Consider the following 21,855-nt stretch of genomic DNA (forward strand, 5'->3'; position numbering starts at 1 on the left):
CTAACTGTTTTTGACTGCAGTACAGGACTGGGCTGAATAATAAACTGGCTCGGATAAAACAGCCATTTTCCCTGCAAAGGACTCGTACTATGTTCGGTAAAATGGACTTCAGCAATATGGTCGTGAGATTGCTGCTGAAATGACGGCGACGGGAGTTCATCCTGAGCGATTGCTGAACTTGTGATGCAAGTCATCCAGCTAAAGGCACAGACAAATACGAAAAAACAGACATTCCTTATCAAGTTATGCAAATACGTTCTATCTCAAGATAATTCTTTATTATTCTTATAATTTACAAGGAATATTTTTGATTTCAAATCTTTTTAGATGTTTTTTGTAGCTTCTCCGGCACAGCCTATTTTGAAGCGACTGCACCGGAATCACCGTACATATTTTAATAAAAAATATAACTTATATTCAGAAAGTTAAATCATTTTAATCACGTGTTTTTACATCAAACAGTTCAATTTCAAAAATCAGGTTAGAATTGGCTGGAATGACTTTACCCATTTTACGTTCGCCATAGGCCAAATGTGCAGGCACCATCAGTTTACGCTTACCGCCAACTTTCATTCCCAGAATCCCCTGATCCCAGCCTTTGATTACACGACCTGTGCCAATGACGGTTTCAAAATAATTACCACGGTCAATAGAAGAATCAAACTTGGTTCCATCTTCCAGCCAGCCAGTATAGTGCGTGGTAATTAAGGCACCTTTCACCGCTTCTTTACCTTCACCTACTTTTAAATCAATAATTTCAAGTTCGTTGATCATGGTTATTTACCTGAGAGGAGCATAAAATTTCAAAGCTCAGTATAAACCGGATTGCTCTGTTTTTTTAAGTCTGGGTCATTGATGGGTTAAAAGCTGAGTTCCTGAATATTCTTATCATTGAGTAAATACTGGGTTAATTCTTGATGATTCTTGGCCGATCCCATCAGGATCCAGCGTCCGACAATCTGTTGATCGACTTTTTTTTGTGAGGAATGCACCACTTTTAGCTTGTAACGCTTAAATAGCATTTCGTAGTGATTGGAATCATTTTCATCAAATGGACAGACAATTTCATAATTGCGTTCCTGATTCAGAGATTCGATGCCGCGCTGTACATACATCAATAGAACCAGCACCACCATGACAATAAAAGTAGCCCAAATACTTAAGAGTTCATAGCCTGCACCGACCGCCATGCCGAGTGCGGCTGTCATCCAGATGGTGGTCGCGGTGGTAATTCCAGAAATACGGTTATCATCTTTCAGGATAACACCAGCACCTAGAAAACCTAGTCCAGTCAAGACATTGGCGGCCAGCCGGTCAGGATTGGCCACGCCTATTTTCAGGGAAATAATGGTAAATAAACAGGAACTCAGACTGACCATAATCATGGTACGCAGTCCGGCAGATTTACTGTGATACTCACGCTCTGCACCAATAATTGCGCCGATCGCGACAGCTAGCAGTAAATCATAAAGTTCATGGTACATGGTGCAACCCTGCGTATTCTTATTCCTCAGATATACGCAATTTGAGCTACAGGATACAAGTCCAGACTTGCATCCTTATTTGGCCTTATTGTAACTGTTCCCACTCCACCAGCACCTGGCCCTGATCGCCAATCAAGGTCCATTCACCATCCATCACATTGAGCTGTAACTGCATGGTGCGTTCGCATAACTGTGGCAATGCGTCGGTGGTTGCGGTAGATAACTTCCACACTTCCACATTTTTTAAGATTTTTAATTTGCTGCTGCGCTTATACCATTCATCCACCGCAGAACCATAGGTGACGACTGCGACCTGCTTGCAACGCGCACTGGCCTTTTTGACTTTATCTTCGTCCGGGCTACCGACTTCAATCCATTTGACCAGTTGCCCGGTCAGATCCTTTTCCCAGAGTGCCGGTTCATCGGTTTCAAACAGATCCTTGGTAAATTCCAGTGCTTCATCGGCATAGCGTGCATAGGCCAGAATACGCACCATCAAGCGTTCAATGGTTTCTGAAGGATGCAGCGCCATCGTCAGCTGATAATCCTCATAACGATGCGTATCCATATCCGCAATATTCAAATCAACCTTATAAATCGTCGCTTTTAACGCCATCACATAATCCTCAAATTTGGCGCCTAGCATATAAGATTTAGCGCTATTTTGCTGAACAGATTTAGGCCAATAATTCATTCAGCGCACTAGAAACAGTACCATTATTTCTCTGGATCCATACGACATTGCATCAGGGCAGTTTCAAAGGCCAGCCAATCCCGTGACTGTTGATAAATCACTTCTACCCGGTTATCAATGCCTTCATCTGCCGACTGATAATTAAACTGCTCAGGATTAAAATTAAAGCTTTTCCAGCCTTGATCCGTATTAAAAATTCCCTTGATTCTGAGCCAGTCTTTTTGTTCACAGAGCAGATCCAGCAGATCATAAAAATTGAATTGCCAGCGTTTTGGCAATTTCCAGCCCGCAACCTGATAACCCTGCGCGCTTTCTACATAATGATAAGGCATTTGCTGAATCACTAAGGGCGTATCTGCTGAACGGGTGGTCTGTTGCTGTTTTAACAAAGGCTGAATCTGACGGGCGGAACCCCGATAGTCCTGCTTGATCAGTTCGATATCGAGTTGTCCATGCTCGGTGAACAACCACTGTTGGGCATAAGGTTGATATTCTGTCTGAAGTTGCGTGAGTGCTGCGTGGTCTGCGGTTGTCATCAAGTCAGTATGTGAAATCACCACAATATGCGCTGCCTTGAGTTGGTCTGCGTACAGGTTTTGCTGAGTCCAGTCTCGATCATGCAAACGTGAACCATCTACCACTGTGACCAATGCCTGCATGTTTAAATGACTCTGCCAGTGCGGTTCGGTCAGCTGTTCCAGTAATTGGCCAGGATGCCCCAGTCCGGTAGGTTCGATAAACAGACGATCCGGTTTCACTTCTGACAGCAGGCGTGACAAGGCAATCTGCATCGGTAACTGGCTACTGCAACATAGACAACCACCCAACAGCTCTTTGACCGCATAACCCTGATCTTGCGGCAATAACTGCTGGTCTACCCCAATCTGGCCGAATTCATTCATTAGCACAGCCCAGATTTCCTGTTCCGGTTTTTGCTGTAATAAATGTTTGAGTAGTGTGGTTTTACCTGCACCCAAAAATCCGGAAATGATATGGACAGGAATAGCCTGCGACGCTGACAGAATTTTCAAAATCGACTCTCAAGAGATTGAATAGAAATAGCAATACTCTGCATTATAAAGCACAGTGTGACTTTAAAATGCGTGTTCTTCGCAAACACGATGTGAAAATCACAGAGATAAAAATTAATGGAATGATCCAAAATTATCAATTTTCTATGTTAACTTTTATTTCAAATTTGATTTTTGAAATATTCATACACACTTTCATTAAATAAAACTCTGCATAATTAACAGAAATAAAATAACTTTCTCAGTTTTGTATCTGCTCAGTTATTCCCTGCGTGTCGCTTTTGTTAATTGATTTGCTCAGTAAAATTCCTGTGCTTAGGATGGGCATCTGTCGAATTGATGTGATGGTCAGTTCAGCAGATTACATGACATGAATAAAAGGATGCCAAAAATGAAATATGCACAAATCTTACTTGCCACTACGCTTACTGCTGCTGCAGCCACCAGTTTTGCTGACAGCAAAACCACAGATGCGAAAACCACCACTGCAGAAGAAAAAGTGATTGTGACTACTCAGGAATTACCTGAATCAAATGCTCCAGTTGCAGGCGCATCTGCAGAGCAGCCTGCTGCCTCTGAAGCTGCTGCGGAAAGCACGCCCCCTGCAAAACCTGCTGTACGTTAAGTGATTGAACGACTCGTTTAATCCTTCAATGAAGATATCAGGGACAGTAATTCTCCAGTAGGCTTTGTCCTATACTGCCCCGATCTTATTCGATGCTGAATCATGCTTGATGCTGGTTCAGCATTTTTATTGCGCAAAATCCATTTATCACCATAGTCAAAACTGATCATAGAATTAATACTGGCTATTAAGCTTTTATTATTTTTATATTTAAAATCAATTTCTTATTTAAAAAACACCCATTTCAATCCAATATTATCCATATACTTCAGCTACTATCGCCTAACTTGTTTCTGGCTTCTCACTGTCCCTTAATAGCATCAAATGCAAGTCGATTGAATGGACATTCGCTATGAGCAATACTAATTACACTACTGAAGTGGCAATTCTCGGCGCCGGCCCTGTCGGCTTAACCATTGCCAACTATCTGAGCAAGCAAGGCGTAGCTGTCACGATTGTCGAGCAACTGGATAGTTTGATTGATTATCCACGTGCGATTGGAATCGATGATGAATCCTTGCGTACCATTCAATCTTTGGGTTTAGTCGATCAAGTCTTACCGCATACCACCCCGAATCATGCGATGCGCTTCTTAACGCCTAAAGGTCGCTGTTTTGCTGATATTCAACCTTTAACACGTGAGTTTGGTTTCTCGCGCCGTAATGCCTTTATTCAGCCACAAGTCGATAACGTTCTGCTGCAAGGCTTAAAGCAATATAAAAACACCCAAGTGCTGTTTTCTCGTCAATTGACCCAGTTTAGTCAAGATGCTGACGGCGTAACACTTAACCTGCAAAATAAAGAGGGCGATGCAGAAACCATCCGCGCTCAATACCTGATTGCTTGTGATGGCGGTAATTCTTATGTGCGCCGCAACCTGGGCATTGCCTTTGAAGGTGAAACCGCACCGAATCAATGGATCGTGATCGACCTTGAGAATGACCCGCTGGCTACACCGCATATTTACTTATGTTGTGATCCTGTACGTCCTTATGTATCAGCCGCATTGCCACATGGTATTCGCCGGTTTGAATTTATGGTTATGCCGGGTGAAACGCAGGAAGAACTGAGCAAACCGGAAAATATTGCCAAACTTCTGTCCAAGGTGTTACCAAGCACGGATGGTATTGAAGTGATCCGTCAGCGTGTCTATACTCATAATGCCCGTATTGCGGACAAGTTCCGTGTCGACCGTATTTTGCTTGCCGGTGATGCTGCGCACATTATGCCGGTATGGCAAGGTCAGGGCTATAACAGCGGTATGCGTGATGCCTTTAACTTGGCCTGGAAAATGGCGCTGGTTGTTCAAGGCAAAGCTGGCCCAGCACTTTTAGATTCGTATCAGATCGAACGTAAAGACCATGCCAAGGCGATGATTGACCTGTCGGTGATGGCAGGTCACGTACTGGCACCACCGAAAAAATGGCAAGGTTTTGTTCGTGATGGTATTGCCTATGCCCTGAACTACATCAAGCCGATCAAACAGTACCTGCTGGAAATGCGTTTCAAGCCAATGCCAAAATATCATGACGGCGCACTTTTGAGTAACGGAGCCAAGAACTCTCCAGTCGGTAAGATGTTTATCCAGCCTCAAGTTCAACTGGCTTCGGGTGAAACCGTATTACTGGATGAAGTGATCGGCAATGATTTTGCGATTATTGCCTGGGGTGTTGATCCGAAATGGGGTCTTAGTCCGGAGACGTTGCAACAGTGGAAATCGCTCGGCGTGAAATTCATCCAGGTAATTCCTGCGGTGCAATTGCAAAATAACCAGCGCAAAGAGTATGAAGATGTCATCACTATTGGTGATATCGGCACAGATATCCGCTCGTGGTTTGGCAACACGTCTGAATCCGTTGTGATCTTACGTCCTGACCGTTTCGTGGCTGCCCTGGCCATTCCTCAATCGATGGAAAGCACCAGCCAGCAACTGTTTAAAAAGCTTTACCTGAAATAATATTAGGGTCACCTTTCACCACGCTTCGGCGTGGTTTTTTTATTGTTTTTAGATATCCCGGACAATATATAGACCGAGGAATTAGACTCGGTATTCCTGAAACCACGGAATATCTTTCAGGGAATCACGGCGAGCCATCTGCTGCAGGAAGGGCCTGAACTCGTCAAATGGCGGTAAAATTTTCGCAGATATGGCGAAGATCAAACAGTAAGCCACATAGAGATCCGCCGCCGAGACTTTTTCACCCAACAGATAAGGACTAGCCTGCCCGATGCCCTGTTGCAGAAAATCAAATACGGCTACTTCATTCCCAAAACTTAAACTTCTCCGGTTCTTTTCAATATTTTCTGGCGACACCTGCAAATTTTTTATATCGATATATTCGGTGAAGGGTCCATGACAGAAAAACATCCATTTTAAATACGCCCCACGCTTCGGATCATCCAAAGCAGGTGCCAATCCTTTGTCACGATATTTATCTGCCAGATAGATAAAAATGGCGGCCATTTCTGAAATAATGACGCCTTGATCCACCAGACAGGGAACTTTTCCCATCGGATTGATCCGTGTATACGCCTGCTGATGCATATGCTCATAGGCAACTTCCACCTGCTCAATCTGATCTTCAATCTGCAATTCTTTCAGCAAAGGCAACAAGGTCAAGCCACGTGATTGTGGGTTGTTATAGAGCTTCATCATCCTGCTTCAACCGGTTTTTATTGTTAGAGGTTCAGTATAAAGTGATTTGCAGTCCCGATTTAAAAGGATGTGCTACAGATCATTTCTGTCGCACGGCTTTTTAGATGGGCAGATTGAAGGTTTAAATATTAAAAAAGATCCACACAAAACTTTTCTTTTAATACTTTCAAAATCAGATCAATCACCACATGTTTTTGATCCTTGCGATAATTGGCATACAGTCCAATCATCGGTAACGGTTCTAGGGTCTTTTTCACCACAATATTATCGCCGAGCAATGGAATCACATAGGCTGGCACCAGACTCCAGCCCACGCCCATTCCCACCAGATTGACATTGAGCAGAATATTGGTGGAATACTGCACCACATTCACTTTTAATTTGGACTGTTTAAAAAAATCCTGAATCAGCTTATGCAGTTGCGGTGAGGACTGCTCACCACTAATCACAAAGTCCTGATTTTCAAAACTCTTGATACTGACATAGGACAAGGCCGCAGCCGGGGAATCTTTCGGCACGATCAGGGTTAGAGGCTCATCAAAAATGCGGATCGAATCAAACTCACTCAACTGCCCTGGATATCGGGTAAAGGCAATGTCAATCTGTCCATTTCTTAAAGCACTAAACTGTTCTGCATCGGTCAGACTGTGAAACTGTGCTTTCAGTTCAGGAAAATGCGCGCGGATATTCGGCATGATATAAGGAAAGACTTTCATTTCCGCGACCGGGACAAAACCGATATTCAGCTGGTCCTGCTGCGCATTGGCGATCTGTCTGGCAGTCTGAATGGCGCGCTCTGCATGCTCAAGACTCAGTAAAGCTTCTTTTAAAAACGCCTGTCCAGCTTCAGTTAGCCCGACCTTACGGTTATTCCGCTCTAGCAACTGTACGCCAACCTCACGTTCCAGATCCTTGATTTGCTGGCTCAATGAAGGCTGTACCGTATTTAATTTTTCCGCGGCACGGGTAAAGTTCAGTTCCTGCGCCACCGTAACGAAATAACGTAAATGCCTTAATTCCATTTTATAACTCCAAACTTGCCGGGCGCTTATTTTGCTTTTTGGCAACATACTGACGATAAACCAATATCGTCACAATGACGAGTGCGGCACTCAAAACATAAGTAGTTTCAAAGCCCCAATAGGCAATCAATACTCCCATTGCCACGGAACCGATCGCTAAACCCAGATCAAACAGGGTAAAGAAGGTTGAAATCGCATGTCCCATACGCTGTTTGTCGACCGACTGAATGGCCAAGGTCTGCAAACATGGGAATAGTGAACCATAACCGATGCCAATAAACACTGCCGACAACCATAATATCCATTGATTGGAAATCAGACTGACAATCACCAGACCAATGGCAAAGAAAATAAATGAAGGATAAATCACCGCACTGGGTCCCTTACGGTCATAAATCTTTCCAACCCAAGGTCTGACCAGCAACATGGATGCTGCAAATACAATAAAGAATACGCTGGTATAGCCCAAAAGCTGCTTGGTTTCACTAAATGCAGTAATAAAACTCATGATGCCCGAGTAGGCAAAAGCGGTTAGTAAAGCCACAAAACTTACCGCCAGAACTTTGACTTCCAGAATATCCTGCAAGCTCAAGCTGGTTTTTTCTGTGCTTATAGCTTCAGGTTTTGGTAACTCTGTGATTTTGAGCATCCAACAGAAAATGAGCCCCAAAGAAATGATAACGGCAAGAATGCCAAATAAGACTTTGAAGCTGGTGAACTGAATTACGGTCAATGCCAGCAAGGGCCCAAAAACCACACCCAGATTGGTCGACATGACGAAATAGCCCATGCCCTCACCTTTGCGCTGTTCAGGAATAAATTCATTAGCGACGGGTACTGCCACCGTGGTCAGAATACTGAACCAGATACCATGTAAAAAACGCACCAGCAACAGCGACCACATGCTATCTACCAGCAAATAACTAAAGGAAAATAAGGCAAAAATCACGCCTGCACCGCGCATCGAGATTTTCTTGCCGAGCTTTTCGAGGATCATGCCGGAAAATGGCCGAACCGCAATCGAAGAGGCCAAAAATAGCGTCAGCGCCAGACCCGCTTCTTTTACCGAACCGCCCAGATCTTTCATGATGTAAATCGGCAAGATGGTCAGTAAGGCAAAATAATAAACGAACAGGAAAAAATTATTGAATAAGCACAAGATAAATGAGCGATTCCATAACCGCTCAGCGCTAACTGACATAATCACCAACTCTTAAAATTTGTAGGGAAATAGCACAAACTCAGGCTTGAACAGTGACCGGATGCAAGGCCAACTCGACCAGATTCTGGATATAGTGTTCATCTGGAATCCGGTTGAAAAAAATGATCTGGTAATGAATCGGGCCGTATAAGGTATCCAGCATCAAATCAAAAGGATAATCAGCGCGGATTTCTCCCCGTTCAATCGCTTGCTGAATCAGTTGATGGGTCTGTTGCCGACGTGGCAAGAGATATTGCTGAAAGAACTCACCTGCCAGTTCGCGGTGATTGGCAATCACTACCAGCAAAGCCCGACCGACCGGATGATTCAGCGCTTGAGATAAAGAACCGAGTTGTTGAATGAGATTGCTTTTCAGGCTTTTAGAGGTATCCAGCTCAAATACCGAAGCTGTATGCTGTTTGAAAGTGTCCAGCACCAGTTCCGATTTATGTTTCCACCATCGATAAATCGTAGACTTGCCAACACCGGCACGTGCCGCTACATCTTCAATCGTCAGCTGATGATATTCACATTCTGCCAGCGCATCTGCGACCGCCTGTAAAATGCACTGCTGTCGTCGGGAACTTTTTTCGTCACTGCTCATATTTTTCTACTTAACTTTTAAGATCTAAAAATCGAAACGATACGTATCGTTTTATATTAGGGTAAAAAATAACAAAGCTCCAGTGAAAAACTGAAATTGATGCAAAAAAAAGACCTTCATATGAAGGTCTTTTCTCAATCACGATTTAACTTAACTCTGTGCAGTCTTTTTATAAATGCTGCATGAAGGATGATGATTTTCTTGCAAACGCGCGACTTTACGCTGTTCTGCTGCTTCAAAACGGCAACGTTTCCAGTCATTGTCCAGGTTCAAAGCTGGAATCTGTTTTGGTTTACCATTTTCATCCACCGCAACCATGGTGAAATAACAGCTATTGGTATGACGTACCGTTCTCTTTTGAATATTCTGGGCTTCTACACGAATCCCGATTTCCATTGAAGTACGGCCAACATGATTCACACTGGCCAGAAAGGTAACCAGCTCACCAACGTGAATCGGCTCTTTAAAATTCACCTTGTCTACAGATAAGGTCACGACATAACTACCCGAATAGCGACTTGCACACGCATACGCCACCTGATCCAATAATTTCAGAATGGTTCCACCATGAACATTTCCTGAAAAATTTGCCATATCTGGCGTCATGAGAACTGACATCGTTAACTCTGACTGGTCATCCGACACTGCTGCAATTTGATCTAAAGGGGCCATCGTTTTCTTTGAACTCTTTGAATGACAAGGTTATCGTTTATTATTATAGCGTTTTTAACATGAATAAAATGTTCAATTCGGCAAATGAAGCATCACAATTATTGATATAGAAAATGTATTCATACAGAAAAAAATATATTTAATTGCTTAAAATCTCAGTTACAAAGTTAAGTGCCAATAAATCAACACTTATTTATCTGGGGTTGATCACACAGCAACTGAGAATTTTTCACTGTTTTAAGCGCTGAACAAAAATAATTCAGGAAAATAAAAAGGCTCTGCGTGATTTAAAGCATCACTGGCCTGAGCATTTCCTGCGCCAGGTTCTGATAACTTAAAATTTGTTGACCATCCAAGGTCGTTTCAACGGTAAAAGAACCATCCTGATGGGTCGCGGTCACTGTAAAAATATAGTGTTCGAATTGTGCCAGTTTGACCTGCTGTCCAATTTTAATATGCATCATGATGTCTACATCTGTGTAGTGATCTTTTCAAACTGCATTCTGGCATGAACATCGATGCTTTTGAATATTTGATCAACTTAAGTATACGAATAATAATATTAAAATTTTAATTTAAGACGAATAAGGCTTATTATTTAAAACAATATACTTATAATTCAATTTGTTATATTTAAAATTAATTTTATCTTTTGCGATAATTCCGACTGACTGATACACATAGGCAATCATCTTATCTTTTATAACAATCAGTTAAGCGTTACAGCCGATGATCCGTTATCCTTTTGAGTGAATATCCCTATACTGCGATATAGGGATAAACAGAAATTTCAAAAAAAAGATTTATTGAGCTTGATGTTCATGTACCACAAACTGTGGAATGCGATGTCCTTGAGCATAATCATGTTTTTGGTAGGCTTGTGAAATTTCCATCAACTTTAACTGGGTCGCCTCGGCACCAGCCTGCATGGTGAGTTCCCTGCCACGGACATCAAAGATATGGCCTTTTTCGCGTAAATCCGGCTGAATCACCACATCTGCATGCTTTAATTCTTCATGCGCCAGATGTTGCTGCATAATATTGATGTTCTGGTTAAACAGTCCCCAGACATTGCTGGTTTCCGTGTGAATGGGTTGTGCCAGAATATCTACCGCAATCACAATGTCGGCTCCCAACTCACGTGCCACATCGACCGGCACCGGACTGACTAGACCACCATCTACATATTCTTTACCTTGAATGATGGTCGGAATGAACATACTCGGAATCGAGACTGAAGCACGTACCGCCTGTCCGGTATTGCCATAGTTAAAGACGACTTTCTTGCCTTCTTTCAGCGCGGTTGCTACCACAAACATCGGGATTTTCATGGCTTCAAGCGGGGTTTGATCGACCTGCAAATTGACATAGTCCTCAACTTTTTTGCCATCAAAAAAGCCTTTTCTGGCCAGTTTGATATCACGGACATCATTCGGTCGCATGCTGAGAGCAATATTGCGCAGTTCAATCGCCGGTTTGCCACTTGCATAAATGGAGCCCACAATACTGCCCGCACTAGTTCCAACAATAAAATCTGGTTGAATACCCGCCTGTTCCAGTACTTCCAGCGCACCAATATGCGCATAACCACGCGCACCGCCACTGCCTAGGACTAAAGCAACTACCGGACGCTGTTGGGTTTGCTTGATCTTTTGAAAATCAATTTGATTTGGACGTGCCTGAGCTTCTCCGCGTTGTGCAGCAGGTTGTAGATGACTGGTCGCCGCTTGCGCTGTCATTGGGGTCGTTTGGCAAGCACTTAGGCCAAATGTACCCAGTATCACCATACTCAACACATATTTCTGCATGCAGAGAATGTCCTCATTAATCTAAAGCAGCATAGTGTATAAACACATGCATAAATAGTCTGTAGAATTTCGTAAAACTGTCATACAGTTCAGCTACTTTACCTTCATTTTTCCCCATAACTGTATGTCTTCAATCTCACTGTATCGGATTTTCCTGATTTTCCTGCAACTGGGCTGCATTTCATTTGGTGGTCCAGCGGCGCATCTGGTGTTTTTTCACCGAAAATTTGTGACCCAACTGCAATGGTTGAATGACACCCAGTACAGTCAACTGGTCGCTTTGGCGCAACTTTTACCCGGGCCGAGCAGCAGTCAGGTGGGACTGTCGATCGGTTATCTGCAACGGGGCTATACTGGTGCCGTGATCGCATGGTTGGGTTTTACCCTGCCCTCAATGATTCTGATGACCTTGGTGGCGCTCTTGGGTCAAAGCTATTTTCATATTTTAAACTCAAACAGCTTTCATACCATCCAGTTAATTGTATTTTCTGTAATCGCCTGGGCATTCTGGCAAATGCTGAGAAGCTTCTGTAAAACGGTTTGGCAATACGCTGTCTTAATCCTCTCTGTCGCATTACTGATAGTCGTTTCAGTAAGTTTTAACCAGATTCTGGTCATTATACTGGGCGCAATCTGTGGACTCTTGGCTGGATATTTTTCCCAATCAGATTCGAAACCCAAAGAAATTAACAAAACGGCAATCAGCTCGCCATATATTCGATCTGCCGCTGCACCCTATTGGCTGCTAGCATTTATCTTGCCATTTTTGCTGCTGCCCTTAGCAGGCAAATTATGGGGTGAATCGGAGCTGCAATTTTTTTCCAATTTCTATCAGACTGGCTCGCTGGTGTTTGGTGGCGGTCATGTGATTCTGCCTTTGTTACATCAGGACTTTGTCACAACCGGTTTGGTGAGTGCGCAATCTTTTGATCTTGGCTATGCCTTTACCCAACTGATGCCGGGACCTTTATTCAGTTTTGCCAGTTATATCGGTGCTTTACTGCCTTGGACGCCTTATGTCTGGCTGAATGCAGTGCTAGCGACCTGCACAATATTTTTACCTTCATTTTTTCTGATTTTTGCCACCTTGCCTTACTGGTCATGGTTGATGCAGCAGCGCCATATTCATCAGGCGGTGATGGGCATCAATGCTGCGGTAGTGGGACTGTTACTGTATTTATTGCTGGATCTTTCACAACGTTATTTTAGTTATGGCTCCGACCTGGTCTTTGTCGCGGTGATGATTGCTCTGCTACGCTCAAAACTACCGGTCTGGTTCAGCCTGATTTTAGGCTTTGTGCTTTATCAAAGTTATTTAAATTTCTTTTAAATAAAACTTTGGCACAAAAAAAGCCCCGAATGATCGGGGCTTTTTGCTTCAAGTCTTACCAGATATCTGATTTGACCTTGTCTTTAAATTTAGGATGGTTATCCAGTTTAAATTCAGGCTCTTTCACACCACGCTTCAACTGACCAGTATAGTCGCGAAGTAGCATCAGCAAGAATGGCATCAGCAACAGGATTGCGATCAGGTTGATGCTTGCCATGACACCCATGAACAGATCTGCCATATTCCAGATCAATGGCACACTGGCGATAGAACCGAAATACACCATGACCAATACAAATAAGCGGAAAATCAACATCACCCGGCTATTGTTATTGATGAACTGAACGTTTCCTTCGGCATAGGCATAGTTACCGATAATCGAGGAATAGGCAAACAGGAACAGAATCAAAGCCAGGAAGTCATCACCCCAAGCACCAATCTGGCTTTCAAGCGCCATCTGGGTCAAGGTCACGCCTTCAAAGCCTGCATTTTCATACAGACCCGAAACCAGAATAATAATCGCGGTACATGAACACACCACAAAGGTATCTACAAATACTCCGAGCATCTGTACCAGACCCTGGTTGACCGGATGTTTGACATCGGAAGCTGCAGCAGCATTCGGTGCCGAACCCATCCCTGCCTCGTTAGAGAACAGACCACGCTTGATGCCCATCATCATCGCCATAGATACCATGGCGCCAAAGAATCCACCAGCGGCGGCTTCAAATTCAAAGGCTTTACTGAAAATGAGCTGGAAGATGGATGGGAGCAAATCGTAATTGATGACCGCAATATACAAAGCCACAGCCAGATAAAGCACAGCCATAAACGGCACAAAGCTTTCCGCAACTTTCGCAATCCGTTTAATCCCGCCAAAAATGATCACCGCAGTCATCAAGACCAGAAACAATCCGACCCAGGAAATTTCCAGATTCAGGCCGCCTAATGGCAGAATCAGGTTCGCCTGATCCCAGCCCCAGGCATGAGAGGTTGCTCCGGTAATGGCATTGGCCTGAACTGCATTGAAGACAAAACCATAAGTCGTGATCAATGCAATCGCAAAGACAATCCCGAGCCATTTCTGTTTCAGGCCTTGAGTAATGTAATAAGCTGGACCACCACGGAATTGCTGGTTTTTGTTATCTCGCACCTTAAACAACTGTGCCAAAGAGGATTCAACAAAAGCAGAACTCATGCCCAAAAAGGCAGTAAACCACATCCAGAACACGGCACCGGGGCCACCAATCGCAATCGCAATGGCGACACCCGCGACATTGCCCACACCGACCCGGCTTGCCAGTCCAGTGACAAAGGCCTGAAACGGGGTAATGCCGTGCGTATCCTGAACCTTGCCACGGCTATTTTTCATGACTTTCATGCTGTGCCAGAACAAACGAATTTGTACTGCACCGGTCATGATCGTGTAGAAAATACCGACTGCGACCAGAAACACCACCAGAAAATCCCATAAAGGACCATTCAGGGCATTAATCCAGCCGAGTAAGGTTTCATTTAACTGATCATTCATGTCACATCCTTATGAGCCTATGACTCATCGTATCAGGCATAAAAATTATGCAAAAAACTTCAAAATCATCTGAATAACAGTAGCATTGATTAAGTCAACAAAGAACGCACCACATAATGGAACAATCAGGAAGGCCTTATGCGATGCACCATACATATTGGTAATCGCCTGCATATTGGCAACCGCTGTTGGCGTTGCACCCATACCGAAACCACAATGACCTGCTGCAAGTACTGCAGCATCATAGTTTTTGCCCATGAGGCGGAAAGTGACGAAAGCTGCATACAAAGCCATGGTGATGGTTTGCGCACCCAGAATTACCATCAGGGGTCCTGCAAGGTCAGCCAATTGCCATAATTTCAATGATAACAATGCCATCGCCAAGTACAGCGACAATGAAGCATTACCGAACACATCAATCGCACGATCGAAAATCTGAACCTTGAAAACACCTTCCAGTACATTACGCAGAATGACACCACCCGCCAATGCCCAGACAAATGTTGGCAGTTCAAACGCAGTACCTTTACTGAAACCGGTCATAAACTCTGCAAAAGCCAAACAGCCTGCGAACAGGCCCAAGGTCGTGATTGCATTATCAGCGGTAATTAAACGCACCTGATGCGGATATTCAAACGGTACATATTCGTTGGTCGTGCTATCCATTGGTGTATTGTCACGCTTTTCGATCTGCTGATCGGTACGTGCAGTAGCCAGGTTATGACGATTGATCAGTAATTTGGCCAAAGGTCCACCAATGATCCCGCCGATGATCAGACCGAAAGTCGCACTGGCCATACCCAGTGCCAAAGCACCCTGAATGCCATGTTCAACTTCAAAAATCTCCCCCCATGCACCCGCAGTACCATGACCGCCGGTTAAGGTAACTGAACCTGCAATCAGGCCAATCAGTGGGTCAATACCAAGCAGTGTTGCCAGACTCATACCGACTGCATTTTGCAAAACAATAAAAATCGATATAGCAAACAGGAAAATTACCAGACCGACACCGCCTTCACGCAACTTGGAAAAGTTGGCACTCAGACCGATCGAGGCAAAGAAGATCAGCATAAAACTGGTTTGTAGCTCTGAACTGGTGGTGATGCTGTATCCCCACAGTGAATGCACCAGTAATGAGATAATCGCAGCAACCAAACCGCCTGCAACCGGCTCAGGAATATTGTAGCGCTTTAAAAAATCGATTTTATTAACCAGGAATCGGCCGAGTAACAAAACAATGACTGCGGCAATCAAGGTATAAAATGCGTTAAAAGTAAAATCCATAATTTTTTGCCCAAGATGATTTTGAATTTTTTATTTTTCTAAAAGTTATGGAGTGCGCTAGATTTCTAGCTCGCTCATTAGATGTTCATCTGGAAATATCCTGATTTGATCTATCACCTTTAGAAAAACAAACCGATTTATCATCTCTTTCAAACTTATGAATATCATCATCACGATCATATTCAACAAATGAGAGATTTATAAAAGCAACACCTTTTCTATTCCGATACTCAGTCTGTTGTAAAATTGCAGACAATTTTCAAACAGATGCGCATGCTGGTAAAAAAACTGTGTTTTAAGCTCAAAAAAAACATTCAGTGCTTGATGAGTGCTTTCAACCTAAAGACTTCATTCAAGCCATCTGGAATCGCGTTATTTAAAACAGATCTTAATCACGAAATGCATGAATTAAGATGAAAAGTCGTACATTATGCTGTTTCTTCGTATCAGGTTTTATTTCTTTTTATTAGCAATAGTTAATTTACCTATAAAAAATAATTATAAATTCTCATTTTTATATGAAGATTAATCTATATTTTAATTCAAAAAAAATATTAATCTTTTACTCGACACAAAATGAAACAGGGATCTTGAAATTAAATTATCTTGATTTTCAGTCAAAATAAACCAGTTCTCTGTGTGAAATTGTTATTGTTGAATGGTTCAAGCACTTGGGTTTTAAGCCATTTTTTAAATCAAAGACCAACTTTATGACTAAATCCATTGCTATCACTGAGGCGATTTATGCTCAGCTAAAAGCATGCGAAATTTCATTATTCAAGTCATTTTGCTGATAAATTGTTTTTTCAGCTGGCGAAGAATTAAATTTTCCTATCCCCCGTTCTGTTTGTTTAGTTTATAGTCATTGCAAACTCAATAAGGATATTCGACTGGACCCCATAATGGATCAAAATCTTGTTCATGCTGTAGATCACACCATCACTTCTCGCCATTCAGTGCGTGCTTTTTTAAATACCCCCGTTAGTACAGACACCTTAAAAGAGATTCTGGCGGTGGCCAGCCGCGCACCTTCAGGAACCAATACCCAACCCTGGAAGGTGTATGTGGTAACAGGTAAAAAGCGTGATGAACTCGTGCAACGTGTCTGTCAGGCACAAATGCAAATCTATGCAAATCCTGCATTGTCACAGCAGTATCAGGAAACTTTCGCCTACTATCCTGAACAATGGATCTCGCCATTTATTGAACGTCGTCGTGAAAATGGCTGGGGTTTATATGGCTTGCTGAATATTCAAAAAGGCGAAAAGGAAAAAATGGCGCGTCAGCAGCTGCGTAATTTTGAATTATTTGATGCCCCTGTCGGCTTATTTTTTACTGTACATCGGTCTTTGGCGATTGGGTCCAAAATGGATGTTTCCATGATGATCCAGAATGTTATGCTGGCAGCAAAAGCCCGCGGTCTGGACACTTGCCCGCAGGCAGCCTGGAATCACTTTCACCCGATCGTGCTTGATCTGGTCGGCGCACCCGATGATGAAGAGCTGGTCTGCGGTATGGCACTGGGTTATGCCGACCCAGAGCAAATTATTAACAGCTTTATTACCCCGCGCGTTCCCGTAGAAGAATTTGCCGTGTTTATCGATGAGTGATGCAAGCAGGGCTAAGCCAACTTGCTTAGCCCTCTGTCCAGACCAGTATTTTTATTATCTGAGAGGCAGCCAGCATCTATGCATTTTTTAGGCTGGGCATGTTGATTTTAAAAATCGCCCAAGCAGAAATACCGACAAAAACCAGCATGATCAATGCCATATTCAGTAAAGCATGCCAGATCAGAAAATTCAGTAATACACCGCCCAATAAACCACAGACAAATTGCATACTGCCCATAATGGCACTTGCAGTTCCTGCCCGCTCGCCCTGTTTAGCCATTGCTAAAGCCATGGCATTCGGACCAGTAAACCCAAGGGCTGCCACCACAATAAACATGCCTAACAACACCCAGAGCACAGAATCGACATCCAGACAGCCGAGCAAGATTAACCCTAATACACCGGCAAACTGCAGACAGGTGCCAATTTTCAGACGCTGCAATATCGAGAAACGCCCAGCCAGACGTTTATTCAAGGTCGAAAACAGCATGATCCCGAAGGCATTGGCACCAAAGGCATACGCAAACTGCTGCTCGGTCAGTTGATAACGATCCATCAGAATGGCCGAAGAAGCGCTGATATAACAGAACATCACCGCACCGGAAAAACAGCCGGCATAGAGCGGACGTCGAAAGCTTGGATCCTGAAAAATGCACCGGTACAAACTTATAACCTGTTGAAAGTTCAGCTTGAGACGGCGTTCTAGCTCCAGGGTTTCTTTAAAAAGAAAGTGTAAACAGGCCAGACTCAACAGACCGCAGCCCATCAACACCAAGAAGATCACGTTCCATTCATAAAACATCAATACCCAAGCCCCCAAGCTTGGAGCAATGATTGGCGCAATTGCGGTCACAATCATCATGCTGGCAAAGGCCTGAGCTGCTGAATGCATATCCAGACGATCACGAATTGCAGCGCGTGCCATGACCACCCCGACACAGCCACCGAGAGCTTGCAGAATCCGTGCAGCGATCAGGCTCCATTCATCCTGCGCAAAAACACACAGCAAACTTGCCACAATGTATAAGCATAGCCCAAAATATAGTGGCGGTTTACGCCCAATCCGGTCACTGATCGGACCATAAATCAGTTGTCCGATCGCCAGACCGAAGAAATAAGCTGGCAGGCTATTGGAAACCATTTGGGTACTGACACCAAAATCTGCTGCCATGGCCGGTAAGGCCGAAAGATACATATCAATGGACAAAGGCCCGAGTGCACTTAAGGTCGCCAGCAACACAATCCAGGACATGGCATAAGGTTGTTGTACTATTTTATTTGTTGTCATAAGCATGAAGATTTAAAGCGCTAATATGCAGACAAATTAACACAGTGCATAGTATGATTTAGCCTGAAATGAAGATTTATAAATATACTATTTTCATTAGCCTATTCAGATTCAGCTCTAAGACTGCAGTATAAAGGATGACCTTTGAAATCTTGGCTCACTCGTCTCAAGCAAACCACCTATAATACGACTTTGATGTATAACCTGCGCATGATGACGGCATTTGCAGGTACCGCCTTTGTTCCCTATTTTATGGGACAACAATTGATGACGATTCCACTGACTTTAGGTGTGGTCGCAGCCGGTTTAAGCGATATTGATGACCGCTTTTCGGTGCGGATTTTAAATCTGCTCTACACCTACATTGGCTTCTTTATTACGGCAGTAGGCGTATATCTGCTTTTTCCTTATCCCCTGCTGTTTGCCTTGGCCTTAATTGTGTCCTGTATTGCCCTGATTTTGCTGGGTTCACTAGGGCGACGCTATGCCACGATTTCTTACGGCTGTCTGGTGATTTCCGTTTATTCCATGCTCGGGGTAGAGCTGTTTGATGAATGGTATAAACAGGCTGGTTTATTGGTCATCGGCGCGATGTGGTACGGTCTGCTGTCGACCCTCAGTTTCCTGATCTTCCCTGCCCGGTTGGCGCAAGACAAGCTTGCCATTTCCTATTCTGCGCTCGGTGACTTTTTATATGCCAAGTCCAATCTGTTTGATGTGGACATGACCCCGAAAAGCTATCAACAAAGCATGATTGAACTCTCGCTGGAAAATGGCAAACTGATTGCGATTTTTAATGAAATGAAAACTGCCCTTTTGACTCGCCTGAAAGGCGACCGTGGGCAAAAAGATACCCGTCGCAGCCTGCAATATTATTTTGTGGCGCAGGATATTCATGAACGTGCCGATTCAGCGCATATTGATTATCAGAAACTGGCCAAGATTTTCCAGCATAGCGATATCCTGTTCCGCTTCCAGCGCATTATGTCAATTCAGGGCAAAGCCTGTAAGGACCTGAGTGAAAGTTTGCTAATGCGCAAACCCTATGTGCATAACCAGCGCTTTAAGCATACCTTTGACAACCTGAGACAGTCTCTGGATAAGTTACGTCAGGAGCAGCAGTATGATCAGGTCTGGATTAGCGCCCTGTTTGCGTTGTTTCAAAACCTGAAATCGATTGATGCCCAGTTACGCAACCTGGAAACCGAGCAAAGTATCAAATCCGAGCGTTTCAAACATATCGAAAACCAGCTCAGAGATGATGACCTGAAAGGCTGGGATGATATCAAGATTCGGATTAAGCAGCATTTGACACCCGAGTCGGTACTGTTCCGGCATGCCATTCGCCTGTCGATTGTGCTGCTGATCAGCTATATCTTCGTACAGGTCAGCAATATTGAATATGGTTACTGGATTTTATTAACGGCACTCTTTGTCAGCCAGCCGAACTTTAACGCCACCAAACGGCGTTTACGTCTGCGTATTGTCGGTACGTTGGTCGGTATTATTCTCGGTTATGCCATTCTGTATTTTGTGCCTTCCATCGAAGGACAATTATTACTTCTGGTATTGAGCGGGATTCTATTCTTTGAATTACGCAGTAAACAGTATGCACAGGCCACAGCCTTTATTACGATTTTAGCGCTGATCAACTTCAATCTGGATGGTATGGGCTATGCCGCGGCCATCCCGCGTATGATCGACACCTTGATTGGCTGTGCGATTGCCTGGTTCGGCGTCAGCTTTATTTTCCCGGACTGGAAGTTCCGGCGTTTGCCTCGAAGTATCAAACGCAGCTTGCAAGCAGAAGCGGATTATTTGAGCGAAGTGATCGAGCAGTATAAGTCAGGACGTAATAACGGCCTGAAATATCGGATTGTGCGCCGTGCTGCTCATAATACCGATGCCGAGGTAGCCTCACTGATTTCGACATTGGCCACTGAACCGGATATTGATCCGGTACAAAAATCGCTAGCCTTTGAGTTCCTTTGTCTGAACCATACTTTTATCAGTTATATTGCTGCACTGGGCGCACACCGGGAAAAAATTGAAGATCAGGACATTCTGAATTTACTGGACAAAGCTCTCGAGAACATTCGTGGTGCATTGTTACGAGATGAAATGCCCGATTTAAGTGCGCAAAATATGATTCCCCATATTCGACAGCGCTTGGCTCAAGATCAGGAGCAAGATCAGAAATCCCTGATCATTTTGCAGCAGCTGTCTTTAATGTTCAGCATTTTAAAGCAGTTGAGTCAACTGAAACAAAGTTTGAGTCATGAGCGTGATGAACAGGCAACTGAATTAGGTTCATTATAATTTGGCTGATTTTGGAACAATATACTCACTGAATTGGTACAATTAGTGCTAAACTTTTTACAGTTTAAAATCTGCTAATTTCACTATGACCGCGAAAAATTTATACGCTTATACCCTCCAGCCTGTGAACTATGAAATTTCAGAAGCCGAGCAGCGTCATGCTCAGCTGGTGATCTGGCGTAGTACCAATAAAATTGGCATGAAAGCATGGCTGATCATGGGTGCTGTTGTTGCACTTTCTATTCTGGGCATTCTGCTCCTGAAGAACTATTCTACCGTGTTCTGCTGGGTGGCCATTGTCTGTGTGGTGTTGTATTACCTGATACGTACCTTTGGTCTGGAATGGTATGTTAAACGCAAGATGAATGAATTTCCGGTACAGGAAATCAAAGGTGTTCGCCTGGGCGTACAACCACATGGCATCGTGATGCGTCAGAAAATGGGCATGCAAGAAGGTGTTGGGGCGATTAGCTGGAAAGACATCTATGAATGGTACAACACACCAGAATTCATGTTGGTCAATTTCAAGGTAAAAGGCCAGCAAGGTGCATATATCCTGCCGAAACGTCTGGACAGCAAAAACTTCTCTTTCGCCACGATTCGCAAGCATCTGGAAGCAGAAGTCGGCGCAGCAAAACAAATCTAAACTGTTCTTTCTTCAGTGAAAAACCTCCTGTCCCGGCATGGAGGTTTTTT

At 43.8% G+C, this 21,855-nt stretch carries 20 protein-coding genes and 1 pseudogene; 6 read left to right on the forward strand and 15 right to left on the reverse strand.

What is annotated here, in order from left to right:
- Positions 1 to 2 precede the first annotated feature (2 nt).
- The 5 genes and pseudogenes from F891_RS18175 to F891_RS11490 form a co-directional block, all read right to left on the reverse strand.
- Positions 3 to 194 (reverse strand): annotated as a pseudogene (locus tag F891_RS18175) (histidine kinase); the annotation flags it as partial.
- Between the two features lie 241 nt (positions 195 to 435).
- A complete protein-coding gene (locus tag F891_RS11475) occupies positions 436 to 774 on the reverse strand; it encodes an FKBP-type peptidyl-prolyl cis-trans isomerase (protein WP_004280661.1) in 339 nt (112 codons plus the stop codon).
- Positions 775 to 860: 86 nt separating this feature from the next.
- The gene (locus tag F891_RS11480) at positions 861 to 1,484 is read right to left on the reverse strand and encodes an MgtC/SapB family protein (RefSeq protein ID WP_005106283.1); all 624 of its coding nucleotides are present in this window, start codon (positions 1,482 to 1,484) and stop codon (positions 861 to 863) included.
- Positions 1,485 to 1,569: 85 nt separating this feature from the next.
- Entirely contained in the window at positions 1,570 to 2,100 is a 531-nt protein-coding gene (locus tag F891_RS11485) for a YaeQ family protein (protein ID WP_026055736.1), read from the reverse strand.
- A 101-nt stretch (positions 2,101 to 2,201) separates the two neighbouring features.
- A complete protein-coding gene (locus F891_RS11490; RefSeq protein WP_005104027.1) occupies positions 2,202 to 3,209 on the reverse strand; it encodes a CobW family GTP-binding protein in 1,008 nt (335 codons plus the stop codon).
- A 391-nt stretch (positions 3,210 to 3,600) separates the two neighbouring features.
- On the opposite strand from F891_RS11490, the gene F891_RS11495 reads away from it, so the two are divergent.
- Positions 3,601 to 3,834 carry a hypothetical protein gene (locus tag F891_RS11495; protein ID WP_005104028.1) on the forward strand — a complete coding sequence of 78 codons (234 nt, stop codon included), beginning with the start codon at positions 3,601 to 3,603 and terminating at the stop codon, positions 3,832 to 3,834.
- Positions 3,835 to 4,186: 352 nt separating this feature from the next.
- Positions 4,187 to 5,791 (forward strand): bifunctional 3-(3-hydroxy-phenyl)propionate/3-hydroxycinnamic acid hydroxylase, encoded by a 1,605-nt coding sequence (locus F891_RS11500; RefSeq protein WP_005104029.1) that lies wholly within the window; start codon positions 4,187 to 4,189, stop codon positions 5,789 to 5,791.
- Positions 5,792 to 5,872: 81 nt separating this feature from the next.
- Here F891_RS11500 and F891_RS11505 read toward each other — a convergent pair whose 3' ends face one another.
- From F891_RS11505 to F891_RS11530, 7 genes are all read right to left on the reverse strand, one after another.
- Positions 5,873 to 6,487, reverse strand: coding sequence for a glutathione S-transferase family protein (locus tag F891_RS11505; protein ID WP_005104031.1), 615 nt, complete (start codon positions 6,485 to 6,487; stop codon positions 5,873 to 5,875).
- A 131-nt stretch (positions 6,488 to 6,618) separates the two neighbouring features.
- Positions 6,619 to 7,512, reverse strand: coding sequence for a LysR substrate-binding domain-containing protein (locus tag F891_RS11510; protein WP_005104032.1), 894 nt, complete (start codon positions 7,510 to 7,512; stop codon positions 6,619 to 6,621).
- 1 nt (position 7,513) lies between these two features.
- Entirely contained in the window at positions 7,514 to 8,713 is a 1,200-nt protein-coding gene (locus F891_RS11515) for an MFS transporter (RefSeq protein WP_005263562.1), read from the reverse strand.
- A 40-nt stretch (positions 8,714 to 8,753) separates the two neighbouring features.
- On the reverse strand, positions 8,754 to 9,317 hold the full coding sequence (locus F891_RS11520) for a TetR/AcrR family transcriptional regulator (RefSeq protein WP_005106275.1): 564 nt from the start codon (positions 9,315 to 9,317) through the stop codon (positions 8,754 to 8,756).
- Between the two features lie 150 nt (positions 9,318 to 9,467).
- A complete protein-coding gene (locus tag F891_RS11525; protein ID WP_004280680.1) occupies positions 9,468 to 9,989 on the reverse strand; it encodes an acyl-CoA thioesterase in 522 nt (173 codons plus the stop codon).
- A 287-nt stretch (positions 9,990 to 10,276) separates the two neighbouring features.
- The gene (locus F891_RS18105; protein WP_005263564.1) at positions 10,277 to 10,453 is read right to left on the reverse strand and encodes a hypothetical protein; all 177 of its coding nucleotides are present in this window, start codon (positions 10,451 to 10,453) and stop codon (positions 10,277 to 10,279) included.
- Positions 10,454 to 10,792: 339 nt separating this feature from the next.
- Positions 10,793 to 11,797 carry a patatin-like phospholipase family protein gene (locus tag F891_RS11530; RefSeq protein WP_004645821.1) on the reverse strand — a complete coding sequence of 335 codons (1,005 nt, stop codon included), beginning with the start codon at positions 11,795 to 11,797 and terminating at the stop codon, positions 10,793 to 10,795.
- A 124-nt stretch (positions 11,798 to 11,921) separates the two neighbouring features.
- On the opposite strand from F891_RS11530, the gene chrA reads away from it, so the two are divergent.
- The gene (gene chrA, locus F891_RS11535; protein WP_005252631.1) at positions 11,922 to 13,127 is read left to right on the forward strand and encodes a chromate efflux transporter; all 1,206 of its coding nucleotides are present in this window, start codon (positions 11,922 to 11,924) and stop codon (positions 13,125 to 13,127) included.
- Positions 13,128 to 13,182: 55 nt separating this feature from the next.
- On the opposite strand, the gene F891_RS11540 is transcribed toward chrA, so the two are convergent.
- Together F891_RS11540 and gltS are read right to left on the reverse strand one after the other, a co-directional pair.
- A complete protein-coding gene (locus F891_RS11540; RefSeq protein WP_005252633.1) occupies positions 13,183 to 14,658 on the reverse strand; it encodes an alanine/glycine:cation symporter family protein in 1,476 nt (491 codons plus the stop codon).
- A 45-nt stretch (positions 14,659 to 14,703) separates the two neighbouring features.
- Complete coding sequence (gltS, locus tag F891_RS11545; protein WP_005104038.1) at positions 14,704 to 15,942, reverse strand: sodium/glutamate symporter; 1,239 nt, start codon at positions 15,940 to 15,942, stop codon at positions 14,704 to 14,706.
- A gap of 902 nt (positions 15,943 to 16,844) precedes the next feature.
- On the opposite strand from gltS, the gene F891_RS11550 reads away from it, so the two are divergent.
- Positions 16,845 to 17,552 (forward strand): nitroreductase, encoded by a 708-nt coding sequence (locus tag F891_RS11550; protein ID WP_005104039.1) that lies wholly within the window; start codon positions 16,845 to 16,847, stop codon positions 17,550 to 17,552.
- Positions 17,553 to 17,628: 76 nt separating this feature from the next.
- On the opposite strand, the gene F891_RS11555 is transcribed toward F891_RS11550, so the two are convergent.
- Positions 17,629 to 18,846, reverse strand: a complete 1,218-nt coding sequence (locus tag F891_RS11555) for a multidrug effflux MFS transporter (RefSeq protein ID WP_005104040.1) — start codon at positions 18,844 to 18,846, stop codon at positions 17,629 to 17,631.
- Positions 18,847 to 18,984: 138 nt separating this feature from the next.
- Here F891_RS11555 and yccS point away from each other — a divergent pair, with 138 nt between their 5' ends.
- Together yccS and F891_RS11565 are read left to right on the forward strand one after the other, a co-directional pair.
- Positions 18,985 to 21,159 (forward strand): YccS family putative transporter, encoded by a 2,175-nt coding sequence (gene yccS / locus F891_RS11560; RefSeq protein ID WP_005104042.1) that lies wholly within the window; start codon positions 18,985 to 18,987, stop codon positions 21,157 to 21,159.
- An 85-nt stretch (positions 21,160 to 21,244) separates the two neighbouring features.
- Positions 21,245 to 21,805, forward strand: a complete 561-nt coding sequence (locus F891_RS11565; RefSeq protein WP_004280696.1) for a YcxB family protein — start codon at positions 21,245 to 21,247, stop codon at positions 21,803 to 21,805.
- Positions 21,806 to 21,855: the final 50 nt, after the last annotated feature.

This window comes from Acinetobacter sp. CIP 101966 (assembly GCF_000369725.1).
GTDB lineage: Bacteria > Pseudomonadota > Gammaproteobacteria > Pseudomonadales > Moraxellaceae > Acinetobacter > Acinetobacter lwoffii_Q.